23 protein-coding genes are annotated in these 24,237 nt (G+C 28.2%); 6 read left to right on the forward strand and 17 right to left on the reverse strand.

From position 1 onward, the window contains the following. Positions 1–592: 592 nt before the first annotated feature. The 3 genes from MBORA_RS04270 to MBORA_RS04280 form a co-directional block, all read right to left on the reverse strand. Positions 593–1,627 carry a TIGR01177 family methyltransferase gene (locus MBORA_RS04270; RefSeq protein WP_042694847.1) on the reverse strand — a complete coding sequence of 345 codons (1,035 nt, stop codon included), beginning with the start codon at positions 1,625–1,627 and terminating at the stop codon, positions 593–595. A 257-nt stretch (positions 1,628–1,884) separates the two neighbouring features. Next, positions 1,885–2,805 (reverse strand): PH domain-containing protein, encoded by a 921-nt coding sequence (locus MBORA_RS04275; protein ID WP_063720281.1) that lies wholly within the window; start codon positions 2,803–2,805, stop codon positions 1,885–1,887. A gap of 129 nt (positions 2,806–2,934) precedes the next feature. Further along, positions 2,935–4,188: a proteasome-activating nucleotidase gene (locus MBORA_RS04280; RefSeq protein WP_394296265.1), complete on the reverse strand. Its 1,254-nt coding sequence runs from the start codon at positions 4,186–4,188 to the stop codon at positions 2,935–2,937. 151 nt (positions 4,189–4,339) lie between these two features. On the opposite strand from MBORA_RS04280, the gene MBORA_RS04285 reads away from it, so the two are divergent. Continuing rightward, positions 4,340–4,831, forward strand: a complete 492-nt coding sequence (locus tag MBORA_RS04285) for a multiprotein bridging factor aMBF1 (protein WP_042694849.1) — start codon at positions 4,340–4,342, stop codon at positions 4,829–4,831. Here the strand turns inward: MBORA_RS04285 and MBORA_RS04290 are convergent, their stop codons facing one another. The 10 genes from MBORA_RS04290 to MBORA_RS04335 form a co-directional block, all read right to left on the reverse strand. Next, a complete protein-coding gene (locus MBORA_RS04290; RefSeq protein WP_042694850.1) occupies positions 4,832–5,266 on the reverse strand; it encodes a DUF356 domain-containing protein in 435 nt (144 codons plus the stop codon). A gap of 37 nt (positions 5,267–5,303) precedes the next feature. Continuing rightward, on the reverse strand, positions 5,304–6,521 hold the full coding sequence (locus MBORA_RS04295) for a membrane protein (RefSeq protein ID WP_042694882.1): 1,218 nt from the start codon (positions 6,519–6,521) through the stop codon (positions 5,304–5,306). 46 nt (positions 6,522–6,567) lie between these two features. After that, positions 6,568–7,008: a membrane protein gene (locus tag MBORA_RS04300; protein WP_042694851.1), complete on the reverse strand. Its 441-nt coding sequence runs from the start codon at positions 7,006–7,008 to the stop codon at positions 6,568–6,570. Positions 7,009–7,080: 72 nt separating this feature from the next. Then, on the reverse strand, positions 7,081–8,505 hold the full coding sequence (locus tag MBORA_RS04305) for a Mur ligase family protein (protein WP_042694853.1): 1,425 nt from the start codon (positions 8,503–8,505) through the stop codon (positions 7,081–7,083). Between the two features lie 8 nt (positions 8,506–8,513). Beyond that, entirely contained in the window at positions 8,514–9,596 is a 1,083-nt protein-coding gene (locus MBORA_RS04310) for a glycosyltransferase family 4 protein (RefSeq protein ID WP_081738426.1), read from the reverse strand. Positions 9,597–9,651: 55 nt separating this feature from the next. Next, positions 9,652–10,749 (reverse strand): ATP-grasp domain-containing protein, encoded by a 1,098-nt coding sequence (locus tag MBORA_RS04315; protein WP_063720282.1) that lies wholly within the window; start codon positions 10,747–10,749, stop codon positions 9,652–9,654. After that, on the reverse strand, positions 10,746–11,225 hold the full coding sequence (hycI, locus tag MBORA_RS04320; protein WP_232817572.1) for a hydrogenase maturation peptidase HycI: 480 nt from the start codon (positions 11,223–11,225) through the stop codon (positions 10,746–10,748). The genes MBORA_RS04315 and hycI overlap by 4 nt, the downstream gene beginning before the upstream one ends. Positions 11,226–11,234: 9 nt before the next feature. After that, positions 11,235–12,002: a methyltransferase domain-containing protein gene (locus MBORA_RS04325; protein WP_063720283.1), complete on the reverse strand. Its 768-nt coding sequence runs from the start codon at positions 12,000–12,002 to the stop codon at positions 11,235–11,237. 10 nt (positions 12,003–12,012) lie between these two features. Next, positions 12,013–12,456, reverse strand: coding sequence for a nickel-responsive transcriptional regulator NikR (nikR, locus tag MBORA_RS04330; protein ID WP_042694857.1), 444 nt, complete (start codon positions 12,454–12,456; stop codon positions 12,013–12,015). A 130-nt stretch (positions 12,457–12,586) separates the two neighbouring features. Then, complete coding sequence (locus tag MBORA_RS04335; protein ID WP_042694860.1) at positions 12,587–13,054, reverse strand: hypothetical protein; 468 nt, start codon at positions 13,052–13,054, stop codon at positions 12,587–12,589. A 365-nt stretch (positions 13,055–13,419) separates the two neighbouring features. On the opposite strand from MBORA_RS04335, the gene MBORA_RS04340 reads away from it, so the two are divergent. Both MBORA_RS04340 and MBORA_RS04345 read left to right on the forward strand, forming a co-directional pair. Further along, positions 13,420–13,977 (forward strand): DUF2115 domain-containing protein, encoded by a 558-nt coding sequence (locus MBORA_RS04340; RefSeq protein ID WP_042694861.1) that lies wholly within the window; start codon positions 13,420–13,422, stop codon positions 13,975–13,977. A gap of 8 nt (positions 13,978–13,985) precedes the next feature. After that, entirely contained in the window at positions 13,986–14,513 is a 528-nt protein-coding gene (locus MBORA_RS04345) for an LOG family protein (RefSeq protein ID WP_042694862.1), read from the forward strand. Between the two features lie 67 nt (positions 14,514–14,580). On the opposite strand, the gene MBORA_RS04350 is transcribed toward MBORA_RS04345, so the two are convergent. Further along, entirely contained in the window at positions 14,581–14,772 is a 192-nt protein-coding gene (locus MBORA_RS04350; RefSeq protein ID WP_042694864.1) for a hypothetical protein, read from the reverse strand. A gap of 63 nt (positions 14,773–14,835) precedes the next feature. Continuing rightward, on the reverse strand, positions 14,836–15,057 hold the full coding sequence (locus tag MBORA_RS04355; RefSeq protein ID WP_169805463.1) for a hypothetical protein: 222 nt from the start codon (positions 15,055–15,057) through the stop codon (positions 14,836–14,838). 135 nt (positions 15,058–15,192) lie between these two features. Here MBORA_RS04355 and MBORA_RS04360 point away from each other — a divergent pair, with 135 nt between their 5' ends. Together MBORA_RS04360 and MBORA_RS04365 are read left to right on the forward strand one after the other, a co-directional pair. Further along, on the forward strand, positions 15,193–16,914 hold the full coding sequence (locus MBORA_RS04360; RefSeq protein WP_082853381.1) for an ABC transporter ATP-binding protein: 1,722 nt from the start codon (positions 15,193–15,195) through the stop codon (positions 16,912–16,914). 17 nt (positions 16,915–16,931) lie between these two features. Next, complete coding sequence (locus MBORA_RS04365; RefSeq protein ID WP_232817573.1) at positions 16,932–18,689, forward strand: ABC transporter ATP-binding protein; 1,758 nt, start codon at positions 16,932–16,934, stop codon at positions 18,687–18,689. Positions 18,690–19,016: 327 nt separating this feature from the next. On the opposite strand, the gene MBORA_RS04370 is transcribed toward MBORA_RS04365, so the two are convergent. Both MBORA_RS04370 and MBORA_RS04375 read right to left on the reverse strand, forming a co-directional pair. After that, a complete protein-coding gene (locus MBORA_RS04370) occupies positions 19,017–20,264 on the reverse strand; it encodes a TIGR02710 family CRISPR-associated CARF protein (protein WP_042694868.1) in 1,248 nt (415 codons plus the stop codon). Next, positions 20,264–23,491 (reverse strand): ATP-dependent helicase, encoded by a 3,228-nt coding sequence (locus MBORA_RS04375; RefSeq protein WP_052331877.1) that lies wholly within the window; start codon positions 23,489–23,491, stop codon positions 20,264–20,266. Before MBORA_RS04375 ends, MBORA_RS04370 begins: the two co-directional genes overlap by 1 nt. A 181-nt stretch (positions 23,492–23,672) precedes the next feature. Between MBORA_RS04375 and MBORA_RS04380 the strand changes: the two genes are divergently transcribed. Then, a complete protein-coding gene (locus MBORA_RS04380) occupies positions 23,673–24,038 on the forward strand; it encodes an HIRAN domain-containing protein (protein ID WP_042694869.1) in 366 nt (121 codons plus the stop codon). The last annotated feature ends 199 nt before the right edge of the window (positions 24,039–24,237 follow it).

The following is a 24,237-nucleotide window of genomic DNA, read 5'->3' on the forward strand; positions in this document are numbered from 1 at the left end:
ATCGAATCCCAATAGCAGTAGCATCTGCCAGGATCAAACAGAATTGAACACATAACAGATCATAATAATAAGTATACAGAATAATTATGAAGTACGCTAAAAAAAATATAGACGAGTAATTACACAATTGTACATATAAAATTGTAACCAATTTCCTCATTCTACAAAACCAACATCATACCCAAAAAAAACTTGGGCACTCACAAATTGTATAGCTATATGTGGAAAAGCAGTCATCATAGTTTTGTAAAAACATTAACTTAAACCATCGCCATAAACACATAGCACATCTTATAGGCAGAGAAATTAGACTAACAAAATTAACTAAAATGTATTGCAATAATATATTAATAATAATATAACTGATAAAAATTTTTAAATATTAAAAAATAATAGTTATTTAATCCTTATTCTATTAAATTTAAATTTTAAATAAAATTTTATTAAAAAATTTTTAAATTCATTAATATGAGCTAAAATAAAAAATAAGATAAAAAAATTATTAAATAAGAAAAAATAGCTATTTTTACAAATGAAATAAAGCTAAAATTATTATACTACTATATAAAGATAACTGTTAGCATATAAACAATTAAATATTTTTTCTAATTACTGAAATTATTCTTGTTAAACTTCTATGCATTTTAATTTCATATTCCTCAACTAGTTTGAACCCTACCTCATCCATCATTGGTTTTAAATCCACATAATGAGGAGAAGCAATACATAAATATGCATCATCTTTCATGTTATCATAAATAGCATTGAAAAATTCTTTAAAAATATCATCACCATCAATATTTCCTGTTGAAGTAGATATTCCATATGGTGGATCTGTAACTACACTAGCTACCTTTTCATACATTTTAAGTTCGCGAACATCAAGATTAAATGTTTTATAATCTTTAATTCCACAGAATTCTAAATTAATAGCTGTTCCATTTTTCATTTTCCAATAAATATCAGAACCAACTACTTTACATCCAATTAATCCAGCTTCGATTAAAATACCTCCAGTTCCACAAAATGGGTCAAGTAGCAAATCTCCTTTCTTAACTCTGGATAAATTAACCATACACCTTGCTAATTTTGGACTCATTGATCCTGGGTAAAAAAAAGGTCTTTTATGAGGTTTTATATCTTCAAAGTGTTTTTTATCTAATTTATATTTCTCAATAGATATATACACTGTATCCTCAAATGCAACTAATCTTATGAGTGATGTTGGTTTATCTAAATTAACTTTAATATTTCGTGTATTATTTAAAATTACAGAACCTACTTTTCTTTCTGTTGCTACAGTGTCAATTTTTGAGAAGAAACGTTTAACTCTTACAGCAAAAGTATCTTTAATATAATAACTCCAATCAATATCTTCAACATCTTCATTTAAATCATTTGTTGTGGATTTTTTTATTATTTGATGGATTTCATGAGTATAACCTAATCTTTTTATTAGAATTTTATAATATTCATTTATTTTTTCTGCTTTTATGTCTTTAATTATGACTAAGCCTTTAATTATTACTTCTAAATTACATTCCATTTCTTCACATTCAATTACTGCTTTTAGCTCAGCTATTGGTAGAAATGGATGTTCTTGTGATTGTATACATAATAATTCCATGAATTCACCTAAATCCAAATATTGGTACTTTTTTAATAAAAAATGATGGTATAATCTTATATTAATTCTCTTTTAATAAATTCTTTTATTAGTTTTTTGATTGATACATGTTTCCATCACATTGAAGTGGATAACCTGTTTTTCTCTACAATAGCTACTTTTAAATTATTTTTCAAAAGTAAATCTGCGATTGTGGAGCCTATTGGATCTGCTCCCATAATACATACATCAAAATCAGAAGTCGTAGTATCAATGAATTATTTCTTAAATTTATCAAAATGCCGTTTAATTGCACCTTCGCTACTTTCATCAACTATTTGTGAAACTTCTTCTTGATTTTTATCTGTGTAATTTTCACGTTCATTTAGTTTAGGTGAATATTGTTGTTGTTTCGGATAATAATTAGGTGCTCCCTCATATCTTATGCCTTTATCAACTAAATCATCTAAATCTTCGTATTCGTATCTTTTAGGTTGATTATAATTTAAATCTTCAGGATAATATTCATAATCATCATTTAAAGCTTTTTGATAGAATTCTTCACGTTCATTATGAATTGGAGTAATATAGTCATCATCAGAATAATAATCTTCCTCATAACGCTCTTCTTTTGGCCTTAAAAAGTTTTTTTCGCTTGGAATATAAGATTGCTGTGGAGGGATTCTTATATTTGAAAATATTATGTTTTCAATTTCAGAAGGATTTGAAACATTGGCTAATTCTAATTGACTATTATCATATGCACTATACAATGAAATAGTTCCTACATTAATAATTCTATCTAAAATACTTTGAGAAGTATTAACGTCCTGAATTGTTGCATATGGCATGTAAGATTTTTTAGTTCTAAGAACACCTGATTTTATAATGATTCTTGAATCTGTTAATGTGTATTCAGTGGCATACCATCCAATCAGCTGCCAAATCATATAAAGAACAATAATTAGTATTAAAACAAAAAGAGCAATTGCAGTATACTTTGTTAGGGATAATTTAACATAAGATATTAAATATACTTGCATTTCTGAGATAAATCCCACAATAATAGGTGCTATAAATATTAAAATAGCTATTAATATACTTGCATAAATCACTTTTTTACAAGCAACAACCATGTTGGGTCTTGTTTGATAAAGTATTTTCTCAGATGCACTACTACCCTTTTTATTAAATAACATAATTATAATATTAGAACTTACATCTTAAATATATTTTTACAAAAAAAAGATTAATAATATAAAGCCTCAGCTCGCCCATCATTCATCACATATCAGAGCTCATAGGGTTCATCATAGGCTTATATTATCCTAACCAAACATTACGCCTGGTTCTAAATTAAATTCATTTTCAGTATTTTTAGACATGACTTTATTAACAGCATCCATAAAGTTAGAAACTGTTATAGCATCACGCTTTTCACGAATTGCAAACATACCTGCTTCTGTACATACTGCTTTTAAATCAGCACCAGATAGACCATCAGTTAAATCTGCAAGCAAATCAATATCTGCTTCTTCTTCAAAGGACATGTTTTTAGAATGAATCTTTAAAATTTCACGTCTTCCATCAATATTTGGAAGTGGAACTTCAATGAACCTATCAAAACGTCCTGGACGTAATAATGCAGGATCTAAAATGTCTGGCCTGTTAGTAGCACCAATAATTCCAATATCCCCCCTTGATTCAAACCCATCAAGTTCTGCAAGTAATTGCATTAAAGTCCTTTGAACTTCCCTATCCCCACTTGTAGAACTTTTAAGTCTCTGAGCTGCAACTGCATCAAGTTCATCGATGAATATAATAGCTGGAGCTTTTTCTTTTGCAAGTTCGAATACTTCACGAACTAGTCTTGCACCTTCACCAATGTATTTTTTAACAAATTCAGATGCTACAATCTTAATAAATGTTGCATTTGTTTCATTAGCTACTGCCTTTGCAAGTAATGTTTTACCAGTTCCTGGAGGTCCATATAATAAGATTCCTTTTGGAGGATCTATTCCTATTTTTTTAAATAATTCAGGTTCAGTTAAAGGTAGCTCTACAGTTTCTTTTACCTCAACTATTTGTTCTTCTAAACCACCAATACTATCATAAGTCACATCAGGTTTTGTTTCGATTTCCATTCCAGTTACATTAGCATCTTTTTCTGATGGCAATATTTCAACAATACCAAAAGTTTGTTGATTAAGAGCAACTCTTGAACCTGGAACTAATAATTTTTCATCTAAAAATTTTGAATAGTTAACTAAAAAACTAGGACCAGTAGTACTTTTTACAATCATTTTATAATCATCTAATACTTCAGTGATGGTAGCTAGTACTAAAGGTGGAGACCTAAATCTTTCCACTTCGGAACGTAAGGACTTAGTTTCTCTTTCTAATCTGATTTTTTCATTTTCGATTAGGACTTTATCTTTTTCTAACTTCCTAACTTTCCACATTAGATTACTTTTAGCTTTTGTTTTTTCATCTTTAAGAGAATTAATTTCATCTTTTAGAGATTCAATCTCATCAAATAATTCTTCTTTAGATGTGTTTTCCAAGTCATTAATATCATTCATGTGAATCATCTCCATGATATAATTTTTTTTACTTTAATAACATTTAGTAACATTAACCTATTTAAAGGTATTCATTTGTATATTTTTAAACTAAAAATTAATATATAATATATTAACATAATTATTAAATAAAATGGAAAAATCGATTAACATGGAATGCGAAATTTGTGGAAAACCCGTAAATAAACATAACCCAATAAGAGCAAAAATCGAAGGATCAGTTATGGTTGTATGTAGTGAATGTGCAAAATTAGGCAAGATTCAAAAAGCACAGTCTAAACCAAAATTTACACAAAGAAAAAAGAATAAACCTTCTACTCCTTCAAAAACTCAAAAGTATTCAAAAAAAGACGAACCTACAGAAGAATTAATCGAAGGTTTTGAAGATAAAATAAGAAATGCAAGAGAAACTAAAAATTGGTCTCGTGAGGATTTAGGTAGAAAAATCAATGAAAAAGTTTCGGTTATCTCTAAAATCGAAGCTGGAAAAATGATACCCGATAATAAAGTTACTCAAAAACTAGAAAAAACCCTGAATATTAAATTACTTGAAAAAGTAGGTAACTTAGATTTAGAACAATACATGAGTTCGTCTTCAGATGAGAGAACTCTTGGAAATATAATGAAAATTAAAAGAAAATAGCTATTTATGAGGATAGCTACTTAATTTATTATTTTTAATTCGTCTATTTTCTCCTTTTATGCTATAATCAATTTTACCATCATTTTGAGCTTTAAAGGAATGATATCCTTGAAATATTCTTGCATTAGATAATTTTTCTTTAAGTTCTTTATAACCTGCATATTCATCACTAACTACAACTACATGAGCAGGCGGATGGATTTTCTTTATTTGCATAATACTTAATGTTGTGTCTTCTTTTACAAAAAATGCAGTAGCTACTTTAGATGTAGTTCTAAGTTTTGATTTTAAAATATTTTCAACTAATGAATCTGCAAATTTAGCATCAATTACTTTTGGTTTTGAAGATAAATTTAATTCACCATGTCTTTCCATGTCCGCTATTGCATTAAGTAATTTGGAATTGCTTTCTCCCCTAATTAAAATTAAAGCCATAATAATACCTCATAAAAAAATAAAAAAAGTGAGTAAGTCACCGGTTTTGGAAAGATTTCAATAATCTGCTTCTAAATACTACAAGAAGTATTAAAATAATTCCAACGGCCGTTTGAATACTTCCTAAAATGTTTAAGATTCCTTCATCAATTGGCAAATCCCATGATGGTGAAGATCTATCTCCGGGTAATGCAGTATAATAAACACCAACAGCTTTTGAACCTTGTTTTACATTTAAGTCCTTGGGTTCAACGTGATCAACTCCCATTAAAAGACCATTATTAATAGCCCTATTAATAGACGAAGCAATAGCTGACGCATCATATCCATTTTTAGCTACAGACGCTTCAACAATTTCTTTTGTAGTCGATGCTAAACCTGGTTTATCACTTCCATAAACTGAAACACTAATAGAATCTGAACTAACAGTAATCGCAGAACCTAATGCTTCATATGCATAAACCGTTCTTAAACTTCCCCCACAAACAGGACATTTATCATATGCTTCAGCTGCAGGATACCCCATAGCCCATCCACAATCATCACAAACCTTAGAATATGGCTCATCCATTGGATAACCCGTTACATTCATATCAGTTGGAGTGAACATGTCTTCTGTTGAAACACCAGATACTAGGTTTACTCCACCCCCACCATATTTTTCACCAGAATCACGAGCTACTTCACCCATAGCTTCTGATAATATAGTAGTTGCAGGATAACCATCCCTAATCATTTTACCAATGTTCATTGCTGTTTCTTTACGAACACTATCTGCAGTACCATATAATGGATTTCCTTGAGTGTTTCTCAAGTGAATAATAGCTCCTTTCTGACCAGGAGGTAAAACTGCTACCCCACTCGTATAAGGGGTTACCTTAATATCACCAGTAGAACCATCAACAGTAATGACATAAGCATTAAATGAACCGCCAACTGCAGCACCAATTTCAGGACCTCCTACTACAATACGAGCTCCTTTGTATTGAGATGCAAGAGATGCTGCTGAAGCTGCAGAAACGTTGTTATTTAAACTAGCTATAACATCAACAATAGATTCCAACCTTGTATCAGATGAACCAGTACCCCCTGAGAGTACTGCAAAATGATTATTTTTAGACATTAAAAATGTAGATTGGAACATGTTTTGTGCAAAGGACATACTTCCTGCTGCAGCACCATTAGGATCTTGACCTGTTGGATCTGTAATAACAATAATGTTACAAGTAGCTGAAACACTACTCATAGTTAACATAAGTATTACGAAAAATACAGCAAACACGTGTAATTTTCTCAATCAATCACTGCTCCTTCGTTTTATTCGATAAATCTACAGAAGAAAAGTCCTCTATAACAGTTACTGTTACAATACCCGTGTTTCTATCAACTTGAACATCTGCAGCAGTAATTGGTTGAACAGATGTACCGGGAACTGTTGACCGTGTTGCAAATTCTTGAGCCGTCTGAATAGCATCTTGTAGCGATGTTTCTCTTTTAGAAGTTTTTAATACATCACCGTATATTACACTACCATCCCTAAAACCAGCCTGCATCACATTCGCTCTTATGATATCCACTGGAACTATATCATTACCTTTAACAATAACTCCAGAAATTGGAATACCATCATTTACTTCATCAGATGATGCAAAAGCTACATAAGTAATTAAACGACCACAAAGAATCAAAATAAACGCCAGTAATAAAATTATTAACGTGTCTCTTCTAATCTTTATAAACATCTTAATTTCCTCTTAAAAGTATTCATTAAAAATAAATACAATATATTATATTAAATAATATAATATTTAAATTTATAGAATATTTTCTAAAAGGCCATTAGCTGGATCCATTCCCTGTGCACCAATTAATAATATAATATCCTTATTATCTGCTTTATTTAATGTATATCTTAAAGAATCTTCTAAATTATAAAAATGAGTATAATGAATGTTGTTTTTATCTAAAACCTCAAAAAATATATTCCGCTCATCCTGATTAACATGATTTAAATTATCAACAACATCATTACTAGATGATAATATAAGTTCAATATTAGGATTAAATGAACTAACCAAAGCCCTTACATTGAGTTTATTAATTTCAACACCTCTTGAGCCTCTAATTGAGCAAACTACAAATAATTTCTGATTTTCCTTAAGAAGTTTAAGAGTTTCAGCTATTGTTGCTTTAATTCCATCGGGATTATGTGCGAAATCATCATATATTAGTGGTTTATCATTTAACTTAGTAAATCTTCTATTTAATGCCTTATATGACTTAACCCCACTAGCTATTTTATCAATAGACAGATCAAGTGAAATACACGCACCAACAGCAGATAAAATATTTTGAATAAAATGATTGCTTATAAATGGAAGATCTTCTTTTTTAACAATTAATTCATCTTTATAGTATATTCCATCATTAAAGTAAACTGCATTATTCATATTTAATTTATTCATTGATGAATAAAAGACATTTTTATGTTTTAATTTCCTAACCAACTCATCATCATAATTTAAAACACAAGCATCACGAATAGCTTCAGGAACAGTTTTTATCTCATCAAATACTTCATCAATTGAATTTACAAGCCCAATATGATCCATTGCAATATTTGTTATAACTCCGACATCAGCCTTTAGGGCATTAGCCATTAAAAAAGCATGATGTTGCATTAATTTACCCAGCCAACCTTGTACTTCAGATACTTCAATAACTAAATAATCTAAGTTTCCATTATTAATAACCTCATCAGCTATTAATTTAGAAATCATAGGATCAATCAATGTGTTAAATTCCGATTCACTATCAGTATTTGTTAACACATGAAATCCTGCATTTTTTAAAATATGATAAATCAAATGAGAAGTAGTTGATTTTCCATTTGTACCTGTTATAACAATATTTTTAGAATTAGGGGAGTAAGTATCTATTGTCCATGATAATGCATAAGCATTAGCTAGTTCAATTTTATCTGTAACTATTAATGGGAAGTTTAGTTTTTTTGCAAATTCTACTGCATCATCTTTTGGATTTTGAGTAATAAGGCAAGCTATCTTTTTACTTGCTGCAATTCCAATACCTTTTCCATTAATCCAATGCCTAATTACAATATCTCCTTCCTTTGCTTCATTTAAAAAGGTGAATCTTCCAGTGAATCCTTCCTTAGTGAAAAAATCATTATTACCTGTTAGTTCACCTTCAACTGCTAAAGCCAAATCATTAATATTCATTTAAGCACCTAAAATATGTAGAATTTAGCTAAAATTCCAATTACACATAATATTAAAGTAGCTCCCCAATAGCTATATACTATTTTTGTCTCAGACATCCCATAATGATTTAAAGTATGGTGTAGCGGTTCCACTGGTAATTTAATGATGTGTGCCCTATGAAGCAAGCTAACAACAACAGATATAATTGGAACAGCTAATGCAAGTACTCCAAAGTAAGGAATATCACATACAAGTACTGCTGCTGCATAACCAGTACCCAATACAAAAGATCCAGTATCTCCCATAAATATTGAAGCAGGATATTTATTAAACACTAAAAATCCTATGCAAATTGCTGATAAGATTAAAAATGGTGGTATTGCTGTAAGTGGTCCAAATAAATAGCCATAAATACAACAGAATATTGAAGCAATACCTACAATTCCTGCAGCTAATCCATCCATTCCATCAATTAAATTAACTGAATTAATACAACCTAAAATAGCTACAATTACAATTGGAACAGATAATAATCCTAAATTAAATCCCCCAAGTGTGGTTACAGCACCAGTTAATCCTAAGAATAGTCCTAAAACAATCTGACATATTATTTTTTCAAGTTCTTCAGGTTCACTTTTAATTGGAACTTCACCAACAACTTCTACTTTTTCTTGTTTTAAAAGTTCATCTATTTCAGCTTTTGCTTTAGGAGTAGCTACCCTAACTTCTTCATTAGGCTTTACATCCAATCTTCCAAGAGTAATCATTTCATTAGACGTGTTTATAACGATTTTTTGGATTTCTTTAACTTTAAGACCAATTAAATCATCTACTAAACCTACAATTCCTCCTGCAAGCATTATAAATGAAACTATTAAAATCTGTGTATTTTGATAATAAAGAGAAATTATTAATGAAATAGTAAATAAAAAGGCGATTCCTCCCATCGTAGGAGTTCCGCTTTTATGTCTATGTTCACTGACTATGGGATTATCAGCAATCCTTGCTTTTAGTAATATTCTTCTAACATAATATGTGAAAAAAATTGTAGCACATAATGTTATTAAAAAAAGAACTAACATTCCTGTATTATTCATATAACCACACAATTAAAAATTTACAACTGGTAAATACTTTATTGGTAATACTATTTAACATTATAAGTTATAAGCCAAGTTCATCAATTAAATTTTCTAAATTTTTCTTTGATTTTGCCTTTAATGTAATTCTTTGATAAGCTTCTGGACCATGTACAACATAATCATTATGTTTAAAAGATTTTGCAGGGTTTTTTGGAGATTTACCATTAAAATAACCTACTGGAATTTCACAAGCATAATTATATTCCATTTTATCTAGTATGTTTTTAATAGAAAACTCACCAATTGCCATGTTAATCAATTCACAAAGAGAATTTATTCCACAAGTAGCTGCGGTTAAATATCTAGTTCCGTTTGGTCTTGTATTAACTTCAATTGCATATAATTGATTATCAATTCTTGAGTACATGAAATCCATTTCAAAAATACCATCAGAGTCAAGATTTTTAGCTATTTTATAGGCTACATGTTGAATTAAATTATTATCTAGACCCTCAATTTGACAAGGTCCATTTTTAACTTTATTTAAAGGATGAGTTCCTTCCAAAGTAGTTTCTCCTTTATATATTGGAGAAAGCGGAATTATCTCACCATTATATGAAAGAACTTCTATTGAAATTTCAGCTCCTTCAATAAATTTCTCACATAATGCAACATCAAAATCATTAAAGTATTCCTTAACATCACTTATATTATTAGCTATTTTAATATTTCTTCCACCTTGGCCATGACCTTGTTTTAATACAACTGGAAAATCAAGTGTTAAGTCTTCTGGATCATTTAATATTTGATAAGTTGGAGTTACTACATTAATTTCATCATAAAAAGACTTAGTTTTAATTTTATCTGAAGTTAAATCAACTGCGCGAATTCCTGCAGCAATAACTGGAATATTGTATTCTTTTTCAATTTCCTCTTTCATATAAGCTACATCTATTAATGGAGGATCTATTCCAATTAATGGGACAATTGCATCTACATTTTGCATTAATGCAACTTGTTTTGGTCCTTCCATTCCTCGAGGAACTATAAAAACCTGGTCAGGTAAGTCTAAATTAATAGCTTCTTCATTTGATTCCGTTAGAATACTTTCAATATTTTTTTCTTTTACATACCAATTTATATCATCATATAATCTTGAACCGATAAACAAAAGTTTCATAAAATCCCTTTAAGCGTGTCGATAAATTCATAGGCTGCATTTTCAACTACACAAGTAGGTTTATCTGCATAATCCATTGATTCAGGTTCAATTCCTACAAAAATAATCCTATAATCTCCATCTTTTTCTAAGTATCTTACAAAGAATGATAAAGACATTGAGTGAGTTGAAATACCTATATTTGCAAAATCGTGTTTATTAACTATTTTAATTTCACCAGGTTGTCTATCCATTAAACAAGCATCCACAATAATTAAATGACTTGGCTTTTCTTTTTTAATTTTTCCTGTGAAATTTTCAGGGACTGTTTCAGCATCTATAAACATTATTTTTTTAGTTTCAATGCCCTCATCTTTTAATTTTTTTATAATAAATGGTCCAACACCATCATCACATTTAAGGACGTTACCCACGCCCAATACTATCAATTTTTCATAAGAATATAAAAAATCGCCTAGTTGAGACTCCAAAGACATATTATCACATCATATAAATTTAGTTTTTATGCTCTCAATCCCCTCTCCCATATTATATTTTAGATTTACTTTTATTAAATCATTTTCATTTACTTGAAGACTACTAAGTGGGATTAATAAAGGTGGATTTAACATTGGTGTAGGTCCACAAACTATATTTTCTGTGAGTTTTGTAATTGTTGTGATTTTAATTCCATTAGCTAACCCATCTTTTTTTATTTTAAAGGGAATATTACATTCAAAGTGAGGATTAATTTCATCTAAAAAGTCGATTTGAGAATACATTACTTCATTAGATAGTATTTCATGGTTTGAATTTTCATCCCAATGAATATACTCCCTCTCCAGATTAACAAGCTGGGCAATATTAAATATTCCTTGTGGAATAATTTTGCCTGTTTTTTTAAGAAATTTTCTTGCATGATTAATTACTGGAACTTGCTCTTCATCAATTAAGGCAGTATCCATCATTTCACATAGGATCAAATCAGCTTTTTTATTAAAATTATAATCTAAAACATCACTATTAACTATTTTAACATTAGAAAAGCTAGATAAATTACCTAATGCACATTCATATGTTTCATTATCACTTTCAATAGAGATTACATGGCAGAATTTAGAAGATAAAAAATAAGATAAAATTCCACTACCACATCCTAAATCATATGCCAAGTTTTTCCTACCATCATAATCCATGATTGCTTCAAAAAAACTTGAAATACGTTCATTATCCTTTAGTAAATCAAAATGATAATGTGTGGTTTGGAATTTCATGAAAAATTATTTAATGAGAGTGATTGTGTAAATGATCTGGATCTTTGAAGTCCTCACCATTAGCAGTACTTGTAAGTTTTACGTGCTCAACACCCTTAAGCCTCATGATTTTCTCAGTTAAATCACGAATTTGACCTATATCTCCATTAACAACAATAATTTCCATACAGTACTTATCAGTCATGTGTATGTGCATACTAGTGTTAATTTCAGTTCTATGAGCATGTTGAATATCTGCTAAATTTTCCATGACTCCAGTATAGTGATGATCATAAATTACAGTGACAATACCAATTCTTTCTCCTTCCATAGAGTTCATCCATTGATATCTAACAATATAATCTTGAAGAGCATCACGAATTCCTTTTGATCGAGATTGATATCCTCTCTCTTTTAATACCTCATCAAAATCGGCCAATAATTTTTTAGGTAATGACATACTTATTCTCATCATATAAAAACACTTCAACTTTATTAAATTATTAATTAATTATATTACTTCCAATTATATAAATATTATGATTAAAATTTAAAATAATAATACTCATTTAATAATAATGCTTAAAAAAAATAATACATGAAATTTAACTTACAAGTAAGTAATATTCCCCATCGTCCTTTTTAATGGATTTTAAAAGACCTTTATTTTGAAGAGATAAAATAATATAATACATTCTAAAATTGGAGAGGCCTAAATCACCATATAACAAATGTCCCTCTAAAGTGTATCTTGAAATTAATCCCTTATCATCAACTAATTTTTTAATTAATTCATAAGAAGCTTCTTCTTTCATGTTTAACTCTAATTGCTTTATATCTTTCTTAGAATTAACCGTATTAATCTCTTTGTCATGATGAGTAATTTTAATAATATTATCCTTAAAACCAACAAGATTTTTATCTGCAAGTTCATTTAAAATTAAAACTAAATCATACTCATGAAAACCTAACTCCCTTTTCAATGCATTAAGTGGAATACCATTCGGATATTCAACATCAAAAACCCTTACTTGATCCAGTACAACTTCCTCATTTCTAGTAATAGTAATCATATAATCATAAACTTAATTTTATGTATTACACTATGTTTTATTATTATTAAAAGTTTATGCAAAAATCAAAATTTTAGATAAAAATTACAATAATTTAAATAATGGTAAAGATATATACTAAGTTAGAAACATTAAATATAGTTTAATATAAATGTTTTTAGGGATTTATGTGAGTTTTTCGGTACTCATTTGTTCTCACTAAATCCCGCCAACTATAAAGAAAGGAATTTCTTTAAAGTTGTAAAAGTGGTTTTATGTGCCACGTAAATTCTTTAAATAAGAGTTTGTGTATTTGTCAAGGAGGGGGAAATGAATTTCTCCCTTGTTAATATTAATTTTTATATTATTAAATTCAAACTAAAAGTATGAAATCATTTAAAATTTTAGATGAATTAAATAAATTATCCCTTAAAGAGGAAATTTCAAAAAAAGAGCTAATTACAATTTTGAAAAAATATGCTCGAAATATTTCCCCCTATGATTTAATGTTAGCAACAGCCCGTATGAGAAAAGACGGAGAATATGTCCAAAAGCAATATCGTGAAAAATTTTTAAAAATCTATATTGAAAACTTCTTAATGCGCATGAAAGAAGTACTGGATAATGATGATGAATTAAAGGGGAATATTGATAAAAATAAATTCATTAACTCATTTCCACTACTTAAAACCACTTTTGAAAAAGAAAGAAGTGAAACTTACAATGTGGATGATGATAAATTCCCCCTAATATATGTAATAACATCACTTTACACTACATTCATTCTAAATGAACCAATTCATCCCGTAGGAAGCGAATTTCCAGGTAGTTTAAAAGTTGAAAATAGAAAAGGCACATACTACTGCCCTGTCAAAGACAATCAAAAAGACAATGAACATGCAATCTGCCATTTGTGCCTAGCAGAGCAAACCCCTGATATTTAGTGATGCTTATGAATATTTGTGTATATGGATCTGGAAGCAATAAAATATCTGAAAAATACCTTAACGAAGGATATGAACTAGGTTTAAAAATAGCTAGTAAAAACCACACCTTAATTTTTGGCGGTGGTAAAAATGGTATGATGGGAGCTACCGCACGGGGAGTATCTAAAAACAACGGCAAAACAATAGGAATAGCTCCTAATTGGATTAGTAATTTTGAAGAAATATATGATGAATGTAGCGAATTTATTGATGTTAAAACAATGGACGAGCGTAAAAATGAATTTTTGAACAATTCTGATGCATTTATAATAACTCCCGGTGGGCTTGGAACACTAGATGAATTCTTCGAAATAATAACCCTTAAAAAACTCGAAAGGCATGAAAAACCTATTATTATTTTTAATATTGATGGATACTTCGATAAAATGATTGAAATGTTAGATGAAATGGAAAATCAAGGCTTTTTATATGAAAATGATAATAATCTAGTTAAAATAGCCAATTCTGCTGATGAAGTTTTTAACTTTTTATAACCTATATGGAAGCAACATTATTCTTAAATTCTAAATTCAACCACCTAGTTAATGATTGCTCAGATATTCAGTATAATCCATTGCTAAAATTTATTAAATCTAATTTTTGGAGTTTATTTGAAGAATTACTTAGAGAACCAGCAGAAATTCCAAGTTTAAATGCGATTTGAATACGTTTAAGATTTACTCCATAAACACCTTGTCTACTTGCAATTTCAGAAGTTAAATTATCACTTAAACCTATAGAATCCGAAAACACATATGCAACATGTCTTTGATCCTAATATAACCCCTAAATTTCCATAAAAATCCATATAGTTATCTAGCTCTTTAATAATTGAAATTCATCAATAAAAATTAAAACGCCTTTAATTTTATTGGAACTTTTTTCATAAATTCTTTCTGGAAGTTTTAAAACAAAATCCATTAACTTTTCAGAGTTTGTTTGTGAATTAAAAATAGTTATTGGAAATTTATCAAATTGAATAGATTCGTATATTTTAAAGTTATTAGATTCGAAATACTTTTCTATTATAAAATTCATCATCTGTTAGATCATGATTAGTCCCGTGGTAACCTATCCACAATTACCCAAATGACATATTATAAAATTGTAATTAAAGCATGTTTTCGCAAATGTATTACAAAAGTTAATATTAATTAGTAATTAAAATAAGAAATGGTGAGAGAGATAGTTGAAATAATAAAACCCCTTAAAAATAAAATACATTATATTGCTCTAATTTTAATATTACTCCTTATTGAGGCATACTGTGATTTATCACTACCTTCCTATACAGCAGATATTGTAAATATAGGTATTCAACATACTAATTTAGGAGTAATATATGATATTGGATTTAAAATGATGTTAATGGTTACAATATCCGTAATATCTACATTATTGCTATCACTAACATCTAGTAGATTTGCATCTACATATGCTATGCAATTAAGAGAGCTAATCTTTAAAAAAGTTTTAAAATTCTCAAATCATGAGCTAAACAAATTTTCAAGAGCGTCACTCATTACTAGATCAACAAACGATGTTAATCAAATACAAAACATTCTAGGAATGATTTTCAGAACACTTCTTTTTGCACCAATTATTGGAATTGGAAGCATAATTAAAGCCTGGCAAATGGGAACAAACTTATCATGGATTATTATTGTAACATTTATTGGAATAGCTATTTTATTTTCAATCATCATTGTTAAAGTCGTTCCAATGTTTAAAAAAATGCAAAAAACCATTGATAAGATAAATCAAACTGCAAGAGAAATTATTACTGGAATACCTGTTATAAAGGCATTTGTTCGAAAGGATCATGAACAAAAACGCTTTGATAAAACAAATAAGGAATTTAGAGGAATTAACTTATATGTATTTAGAAGATTTTTAATTCTAATGCCAGCTATGACTTTAATTTTAAATTTAATGACAGTAGCTATTCTTTACTTTGGAGCTTATCAAAGCATTAGTGGAGGTCTTTTAACAGGAGACATTATTGCATTTATTCAATATGCAACACAAATTGTATCCTCATTTATTATGATTGGTGCATTTGTAATGATGCTTCCAAGAGTTTTAGTCTCAGCTAGACGTGTTGAAGAAGTCTTAAAAATAAGACCAACAATTAAAAGTGGAAATATTACGCAATTAAGCGATAATCTTGAATTAGAATTTAAAAATGTTACATTTTCATATCCAAAAAGTGAAAAAGAAACCTTAAAAAATCTTAATTTTAAATTAAGTCCTAATAAAACCACAGCTATTATTGGAGCAACAGGAAGTGGTAAATCAACCATTCTCAATTTAATAATTCGTCTTCAAGATGTAAGTAAAGGTGAAATTTTAATTAATGGAGAGAACATTAAGAATATTAATTTAAAAACACTTAGAAAAAAAATCAGCTTTATACCACAAAAAGCCATGCTTTTTTCAGGAGATATAAAAAGCAATATTCAAGTTGGAAAAGCAAATGCTACAGACTCAGAAATTAAAAAAGCCCTTTCATTATCTGAAGTTGATTTTATAGATGATTTATCAAAAGAAGTGCTTCAAGGAGGAGATAACTTTTCCGGAGGTCAAAAACAACGATTAGCTATTGCAAGAGCCTTGGTAGATAATCATGATTTTTACTTATTTGATGACTGTTTTTCAGCCCTTGATATGAAAACAGAAGCAAAAATAAAATCATCACTAAATAAGATAAAAGAAAATAGCTCAATTTTAATTGTATCACAAAGAATTTCAACAATTAAAGATGCAGATGAAATAATCGTTTTGGATAAGGGCGAAATTATTGATAAAGGGACACACTTCGAATTGATAGATAAATGCAGAATTTATAGGGAAATTGTAGAGTCTCAAGAAGGCCTTGATGAGGTGATTTCATGAGAGGCCCTAGAAGATTTGTGCAAAAACCAACGGACACTAAAAATGCACTTAAAAACCTACTAAATCTTTTAAAAGACTATAAATTCAAGTTAGCCATTACTATAATCTGTGCAATACTAAGTACAGCATTTACTGTTTTAGGACCTATTTTAATTGGAAAAGCAACAACATGCATATTTGAAGGAATAAACTTATACCTAAACCACACAGGAAGCATTGACTTCAAACTACTTGTTTGGCTACTTGGCATTGCCATTGTGCTTTATATAATAAGTGCCATATTTTCATACCTGCAAAGTTGGTTTTTAGTTGAAATATCAACTGAAATTAGCTATAAGTTAAGAAAAAAACTAATAAAAAAAGTAACCTCAATGCCCATGAGTGAAATTGATAATAAAAAGAGGGGAGACATATTATCCAGAATTGTAAATGATGTAGATTCAATTCAAATGGGAATAACACAAACATTTTTACAGTTTATAACAGCAATAATTACAATAATTGGGGTTTTTATAATGATGATGTCCATTAATATATGGATGAGTCTAGCTAACCTCATACTAATTCCAACAAGCTTTGGATTGATAATTCTTGTAACTAGAAAATCACAAAAATACTTCAAAAAAAGACTAAATTACAAAGGAGAATTAAACGCACAAATTGAAGAAGTATTCACCGCACATGACGTTGTAAGTGCATATAATGGTCAGGAAATAGCTATTTTGGAATTTAATAAAAGCAATGAAAAATGGTATGTAAATGAATGGAAATCCCAGTTCTATTCAAGCCTAACAGAACCTATAATGAACTTTATTTCAAATTTATCATATGTTTTAATAGCTGTTTTAGGAGCAATATTTGTTTTACAAAAAGCCATTGCAGTTGGAGATATTTTAGCCTTTTTCCAATATGTCAAAAACTTCACACAACCAATCCAACAAATTACAAAAATAATGGACATGCTACAAACAGCAATGGCAGCTAGCGAGAGAATATTCGAATTTTTAGAACATGACGATGAAATAGAAAGTGGAAGCCTTGAGATAAATGATTTAAAAGAATCCATAGAATTTGATAATGTTCACTTTGGATATGGCAGTGAAGAAATTATAAAAGGAATAACCTTTGAAGTTAAAAAGGGTGAAAAAGTAGCTATTATTGGCCCAACTGGAGCTGGAAAATCAACAATTGTAAAGCTACTTATGAGATTTTATGATGTAAATAGTGGTAAAATCAAAATAGACGACAGGGACATTCGTGAATTTAAAAAAGATGATTTAAGATCACTAATAGGTATGATTTTACAAGATACTTGGTTATTTAGTGATACTATAAAGGAAAATATCCGCTATGGCTCATTAGATGCTACATCCGATGAAATTATTAATGTATCAAAGCAGGTAAATGTAGATGACTTTGCACTACAGCTTCCAAAAGCTTATAACACCATACTAAATGAAGATACTGACAATATTTCCCATGGACAAAAACAACTCATAACAATAGCTAGAACATTACTGGCCAATAAAAAAATCCTAATATTAGATGAAGCAACATCCTCTGTTGATACAAGAACAGAAAAGCTAATTCAAAAAGCAATGGATAAGCTAACGGAAGAAAAAACAAGCATTGTAATTGCCCATAGATTATCAACGATAAAAAATGCCGATAAGATAATCGTGATCGATGATGGACGGATTATAGAAGCAGGAACTCATGAAGAACTACTCAACAAGAAAGGTTATTACTACAACACGTTAAACTCCGAAATCTGAAATGAATCAGTAGCCAATATACGCAACTTAAGCCCTTGTTAAATAGAATATAGTATAAAATAATATTGATTAAAGAAAGCTATAACTAATATTTTGATGAGTAACTAATAAAACTTAGCTACGGGCATAATAGTGGGTATGGAATTATCTTAACACGGCCCTTTTCACTACAAGCAATCTTACCACCACCAATTATAGCTAAATTTTCTTTCTTTTAATTTTAATAAATCGCGAATACACAAACTTTCAAAAAGTAAACTCGCAGCTTCTAAATTTTCATGAGCTAAACATAAAATTAGATCAAATAGAATGATTTAAACTATTCTATTAATCAAAATACGGAAACATTGTCTGATTTAAAAAATCTGAAATATTTTCATTTAAAATATTTGCTATTTTTAAAACTATTGCTTCAAATTTATAATATTCCTCCTTAGACAGATTATTTAAACCATGTGCTAAAATAGATTTATTTCTAAATTCCAAACAGTTAGAAATTTCACTTTTATTATTCATAAAAAATATGCCCAAATCATCATTTAAATAACAAAGAAGTTCATAATCTTGAAAAAGACTCAATCTAATGTTGTCTTGCTCATTTCTCAAATTTGAAAGTTTATCAATATATTCTTCATCTAAATTACGTTTTTTTAGATATTCAACATCAATATTGGAAGAAGATAAGCTATATTGTTTAATGAGTCTAATTTGTGCAATTAACTCTAAAGAACGATATAAACGAGCAATAGCATCATCATACTTATTTTCCTCATATCTCCTTCGAGCATTATTTAATAAACTTGCTAAAATATAGTAACATCTATATTTATTATTTTTTTCAGTCATTGTTTGAATAGATCTCCTATTATCGATAAATTTACCTCTTAAATGAGGCCATTTTTTAATTAAAATCCCTAAAAAATCCTTATCAAATAATTTAAAAGCATTTTCATAATCAACTTTATCAAAATAATTATAAATATTAAATAAACGAGCATAAATCTCTTTATCATTATTATCATCAACAATATCCTCAAGTAAAACTCTACCCGCTTCAAAACGATTAATATTAAATAATTCTTTAATTTTAGATATCATTAACTCATCATAGACTAAATAAAGATTTTGTGAAGAAGCCTTTTCGGTTCCTTTAATTACAATGCCTTTTTCACGTTTGCCATTTATAAAAATTAGTTTTTTCCTATATAACATTGAAGCAAAAGCAGCAGCCATTGTCATTGTTTTAGTACCTGAAGTATAATCTATAACAATGTCATAATCATTATTTAATTCAAGAATCTTATATTTTATTTCTCTAAAATATTTGCTAAAGCTATCAATTTCATTAACCAAAATAAATTCATCATAATCTAATTCTTCACCAATTTCTTTCAAATACTGTTTTTTTAATGAAATAATCGTGTTTTTTGAATCATCTGAACCAAAAAATACAACTTTTTTTGGGCGATGATGAATAATTGAAAATAAAATTCCATGAGCCAAGCTATCTCTAGCATCATCCCCTCCAACACCAGTACCAACAGTAATTAACATTGCAACATCTTTCCAGGACATTATAACACCACATCAGAATTTAACATAAAATCTATAGGAGGTAAATCAAATTGTTTTTGTTCTCTGCAAATTAAAAAGAATCTGCATTTGTCACATTTATTTGAACTTGAAGATGAAAAATTTTCTTTTTTAATATTTGAAACAACATCGTCAATATTTTGTGATAAATCTTCAATTTCCACATGATTTATTGGAACTGAAATCATTTTTTTAGATTTGATTGCATAAATTTTTAACTCATCAATATCTTGATTAGAGTATTTATGGTCATTATAACTTAAACCAATCACATAAGTATATAATTGCTTAATATATTTCTGAATATACTTATTTTCGGATTTAGTGTTTTTATAATCTAAAATACCAAGTTTACCATCTTTAGTTCTGTAAATCAAATCTATTATTCCATGCAAATGAAGATTATCATTTTTAATATAAAATGGGACTTCAGAATCGATTATTTCTAAATCTTTACCCTCATTATTATAATAATATAAAATATCCTCCGTAATTCTTTCTAATTTTTTATCTTTATCCTCATCTTGTTTTAATTTACTTCTATAAAATAAATTAACTACTTCTGAGGTGACTTTTTCATCACCAATGTAAATATTATTATTTTCTTTGATTTTTTTATTTATAATTTCAAATGCTTTATGTATGAAAATTCCATCACTTATATGTCTTGGTTCGGAAGTTCTAAAACCTAAATCATTAGCTAAGCGATACTTAAAAGGACATTGCCAATAATTTTCGAGTGACGTGAAACTTAATTTGATAATTTCATCTTCCTTTTTATCATTTTTAGAAACAATTGCTTCAATGTCTTCATAATTATCAACTAATGGTTTACAGTATGTTAAATTATTATTAATACAATTATGAATTTTTTCAGGACCTTTGGGAACTGATGAAAATTTATGATTATCAATATTATATCCTCCAATATCATTCATTGCACTGGCTAGTAACTCTTCACTACCATCAGATACTGTAGATAAGATTAATGTGTCTTTTGCTCTTGTAAGTGCAACATAAATAATTCTTTCTTCTTCACTATCATGTGCTTTTTTTTCATCTTGTTCATTTTTAAATGGTTTATACTCTAAACAATGATAAGGAGTATAATAAACTGACCTCATTTTACCTTTGATAAATGCCCATCCTTTTTCAGGATTCGGATTTTTAAATTTTGAAGGGAATTTATCTTTTGTTAGTGATGCAACAATAACAATGGGAAATTCTAATCCTTTAGCTTTATGAACATTCATTATTTGAAGGCCCTCATCATCCCAACAGCAAGCATCATATTCACTAATATTTTGATATAAAAACCAAAATGCTCCAGTTAAATCTTTAGGGTTTCGGATTTGCTCATAATTAAATAATGTTTTAGTTAATATAGCTAAGTTTTTAACTTTATACTCATTTTCTGGTGCATTGATAAAATCTTCATTTAAATAATTAGTTAATTTTAATAGTTTATAAAATATTTCAAGTATTGTATCTTTATCTTTCCACTCAACATGATCATTTAAATAATCACTTCTAAGCTCATTTAATAAATAAAAGAAAGTTAAATCATCCCTATTTTGAACACCCCACTTTATTAAATTTTCATTTGATAAAATCGGGCGTTTCACTCTATTAAATATTTCAATCAATTCTTCTTTATCTCTTCTTTTAAAAACACCATAAAATACACTAATCCTACTAGATTTGCCTGTAAATTCCTTATGAACCTCTTTTTCACATTCTAAGACTTCTGCTTCAAACTTATCCTGAACATTGTTTAATATATTTTTTGTCTCATCTGAAAGATTAACTAATACTTGATTGAACTTTTCACCTGTAAAAGCTTTTACATTTAACCAATCCAATTCCCAGCTATTAAAAATATGACTATTGACATCTTCACTTTTAATAATATGATAAATTAATGTTAAAATTGACTTAATTTCATCTTTCTCAAGTAAATCATTTAATCCTTTTACTTGATAAGGAATGTTATTTTCTTCTAATTTTTCAATTAATGGTTTAATAGAATTTGTTTTACTTTTAACAGACCTAAATAAAATTCCAATATCCGAATAATCATTAATTTTATTTGTAGCTTTAAGATTTAAAACCAGGTCAAAAATACTTTGAGCTTCTGATTTATGATCATTATTTACCATATAATACATATCACGATTTAAATCACGACTCCCCCCATATTCACATCCATTACCAATGAATTTCTCTGAAAAATCAATTATCTGATTAGTTGAACGATAATTAGTTGATAAATATTTTTGTTCAATATTATCACCATATTTTCCATTTAACTTTTCAAAATAATTTTCAATAGCTCCTCTAAATCCATAAATACTTTGATTAATATCTCCTACAACCATAAATGAATCAGCATGTTCCATTAAAATTTCAAAAATTCTAATTTGAACAGGATCTGTATCTTGAAACTCATCAATTAAAATATTTTTAAATTGAGTTTGAGGATATTTTTCTAAAATTTCAAGTGTTTTAACTTGCATTAATGAATAATTCGTTAAATTTTCATCATTTAAAAGTTTAATATAAGTAGGATAAGATTGAGCAATTTTTAAATATTTAGCATTATAATAAGATTTTTTTAACTCATCATCATCCATAATATCATCAAATGGAAATTCCCCATTATTCTCTTCCATGTACTTTTTAACAAAATCCAAATAATACTTTGAAATTGGTCTTGTTTGCCTAATATAATCAACCAAACATCCAGTATTAACTTTAAATAAAGTATATTCCTCATATTTACGCATAACATCTATAACATCTTTTGTTTTTATTTTATATTCATCAACAAAACCCAAATCCACAAGATGTTTCGATATAAACATCATATTCTTCTCACTTAACTCATCACCAATAACATCTAAACCAACTGCACCATTATCATCTAATACTTTAGAACAAAAACCATGAATAGTTGAAATTTGCATCAAATCAATAACACTTTTAGGAATATTAGACTTAATTAATCGATTTTCAAGTTCCTCTGCAGCTTTTCTTGTAAATGTAATTACCAAAAGACTTTCAGGATCAATTTTAACATCATTAATTAAATATTTAATTTTTTCAATAATAACCCGTGTTTTACCTGCACCAGGACCTGCTTCAACACTTAAAGGATTTCCATTATTGTAATAAACAATTTCTTCTTGTTTTTCATCTAATTCAACCATAATACCACATAAAATACAATCTTAATTCATCAAATTAAGCACAATTTTTACATAAAAATATTATATGCAAATGTATTATTAAATATTATTATTTAAACTTCGAAAATTATTATGATTAAAGACAATCTATTTATAAAGAATTAATAAATAATAATATAACTATATCAATATGGTGACTAAAATGGAGTACACAAATTTAGAATTATATACAACAGTAGTTGGATTAAAAAACTTTGAAGGAAACAAAGTCTTTAAAATAGGATCCATCATAAAACTTGTAAAAGAACCAGAAAACGATTATGACACAGAAGCAATCGCCTGTGAAATAAAATACATTGGAAAAGTAGGCTACATAGCTAACAGTACAAAAACAGTGATAAAAGGAACAATGAGTGCAGGGAGAATATATGATAAAATAACTGACATAAGTTTTGCAGAAGTAAAATTTATTGATGAAGAATCAGTTATTGCAAAAATCTTAAACGAAGACGAAATTGAAGCAATAAAACAAGACTACGAAAATGACGACTTTTATAATGATGAATAATTCATCATTTCTTTTCTTTTTAACTATTTTTATAATCAATAACCTTCATTTAACTAAATAAACTTTTTTTTGGGGGTTTGTCAATAAATCCATTTTTTCTTAATTTTTCTTGTTTTTAAATTTTAACTAGATATTTTTTCTCTATTTTGTTTTTTCTCAATTATTAATCTTTATTTTTTATTTTCAACGAATTCATATT

It is taken from the genome of Methanobrevibacter oralis (assembly GCF_001639275.1).
Taxonomy (GTDB): domain Archaea; phylum Methanobacteriota; class Methanobacteria; order Methanobacteriales; family Methanobacteriaceae; genus Methanocatella; species Methanocatella oralis.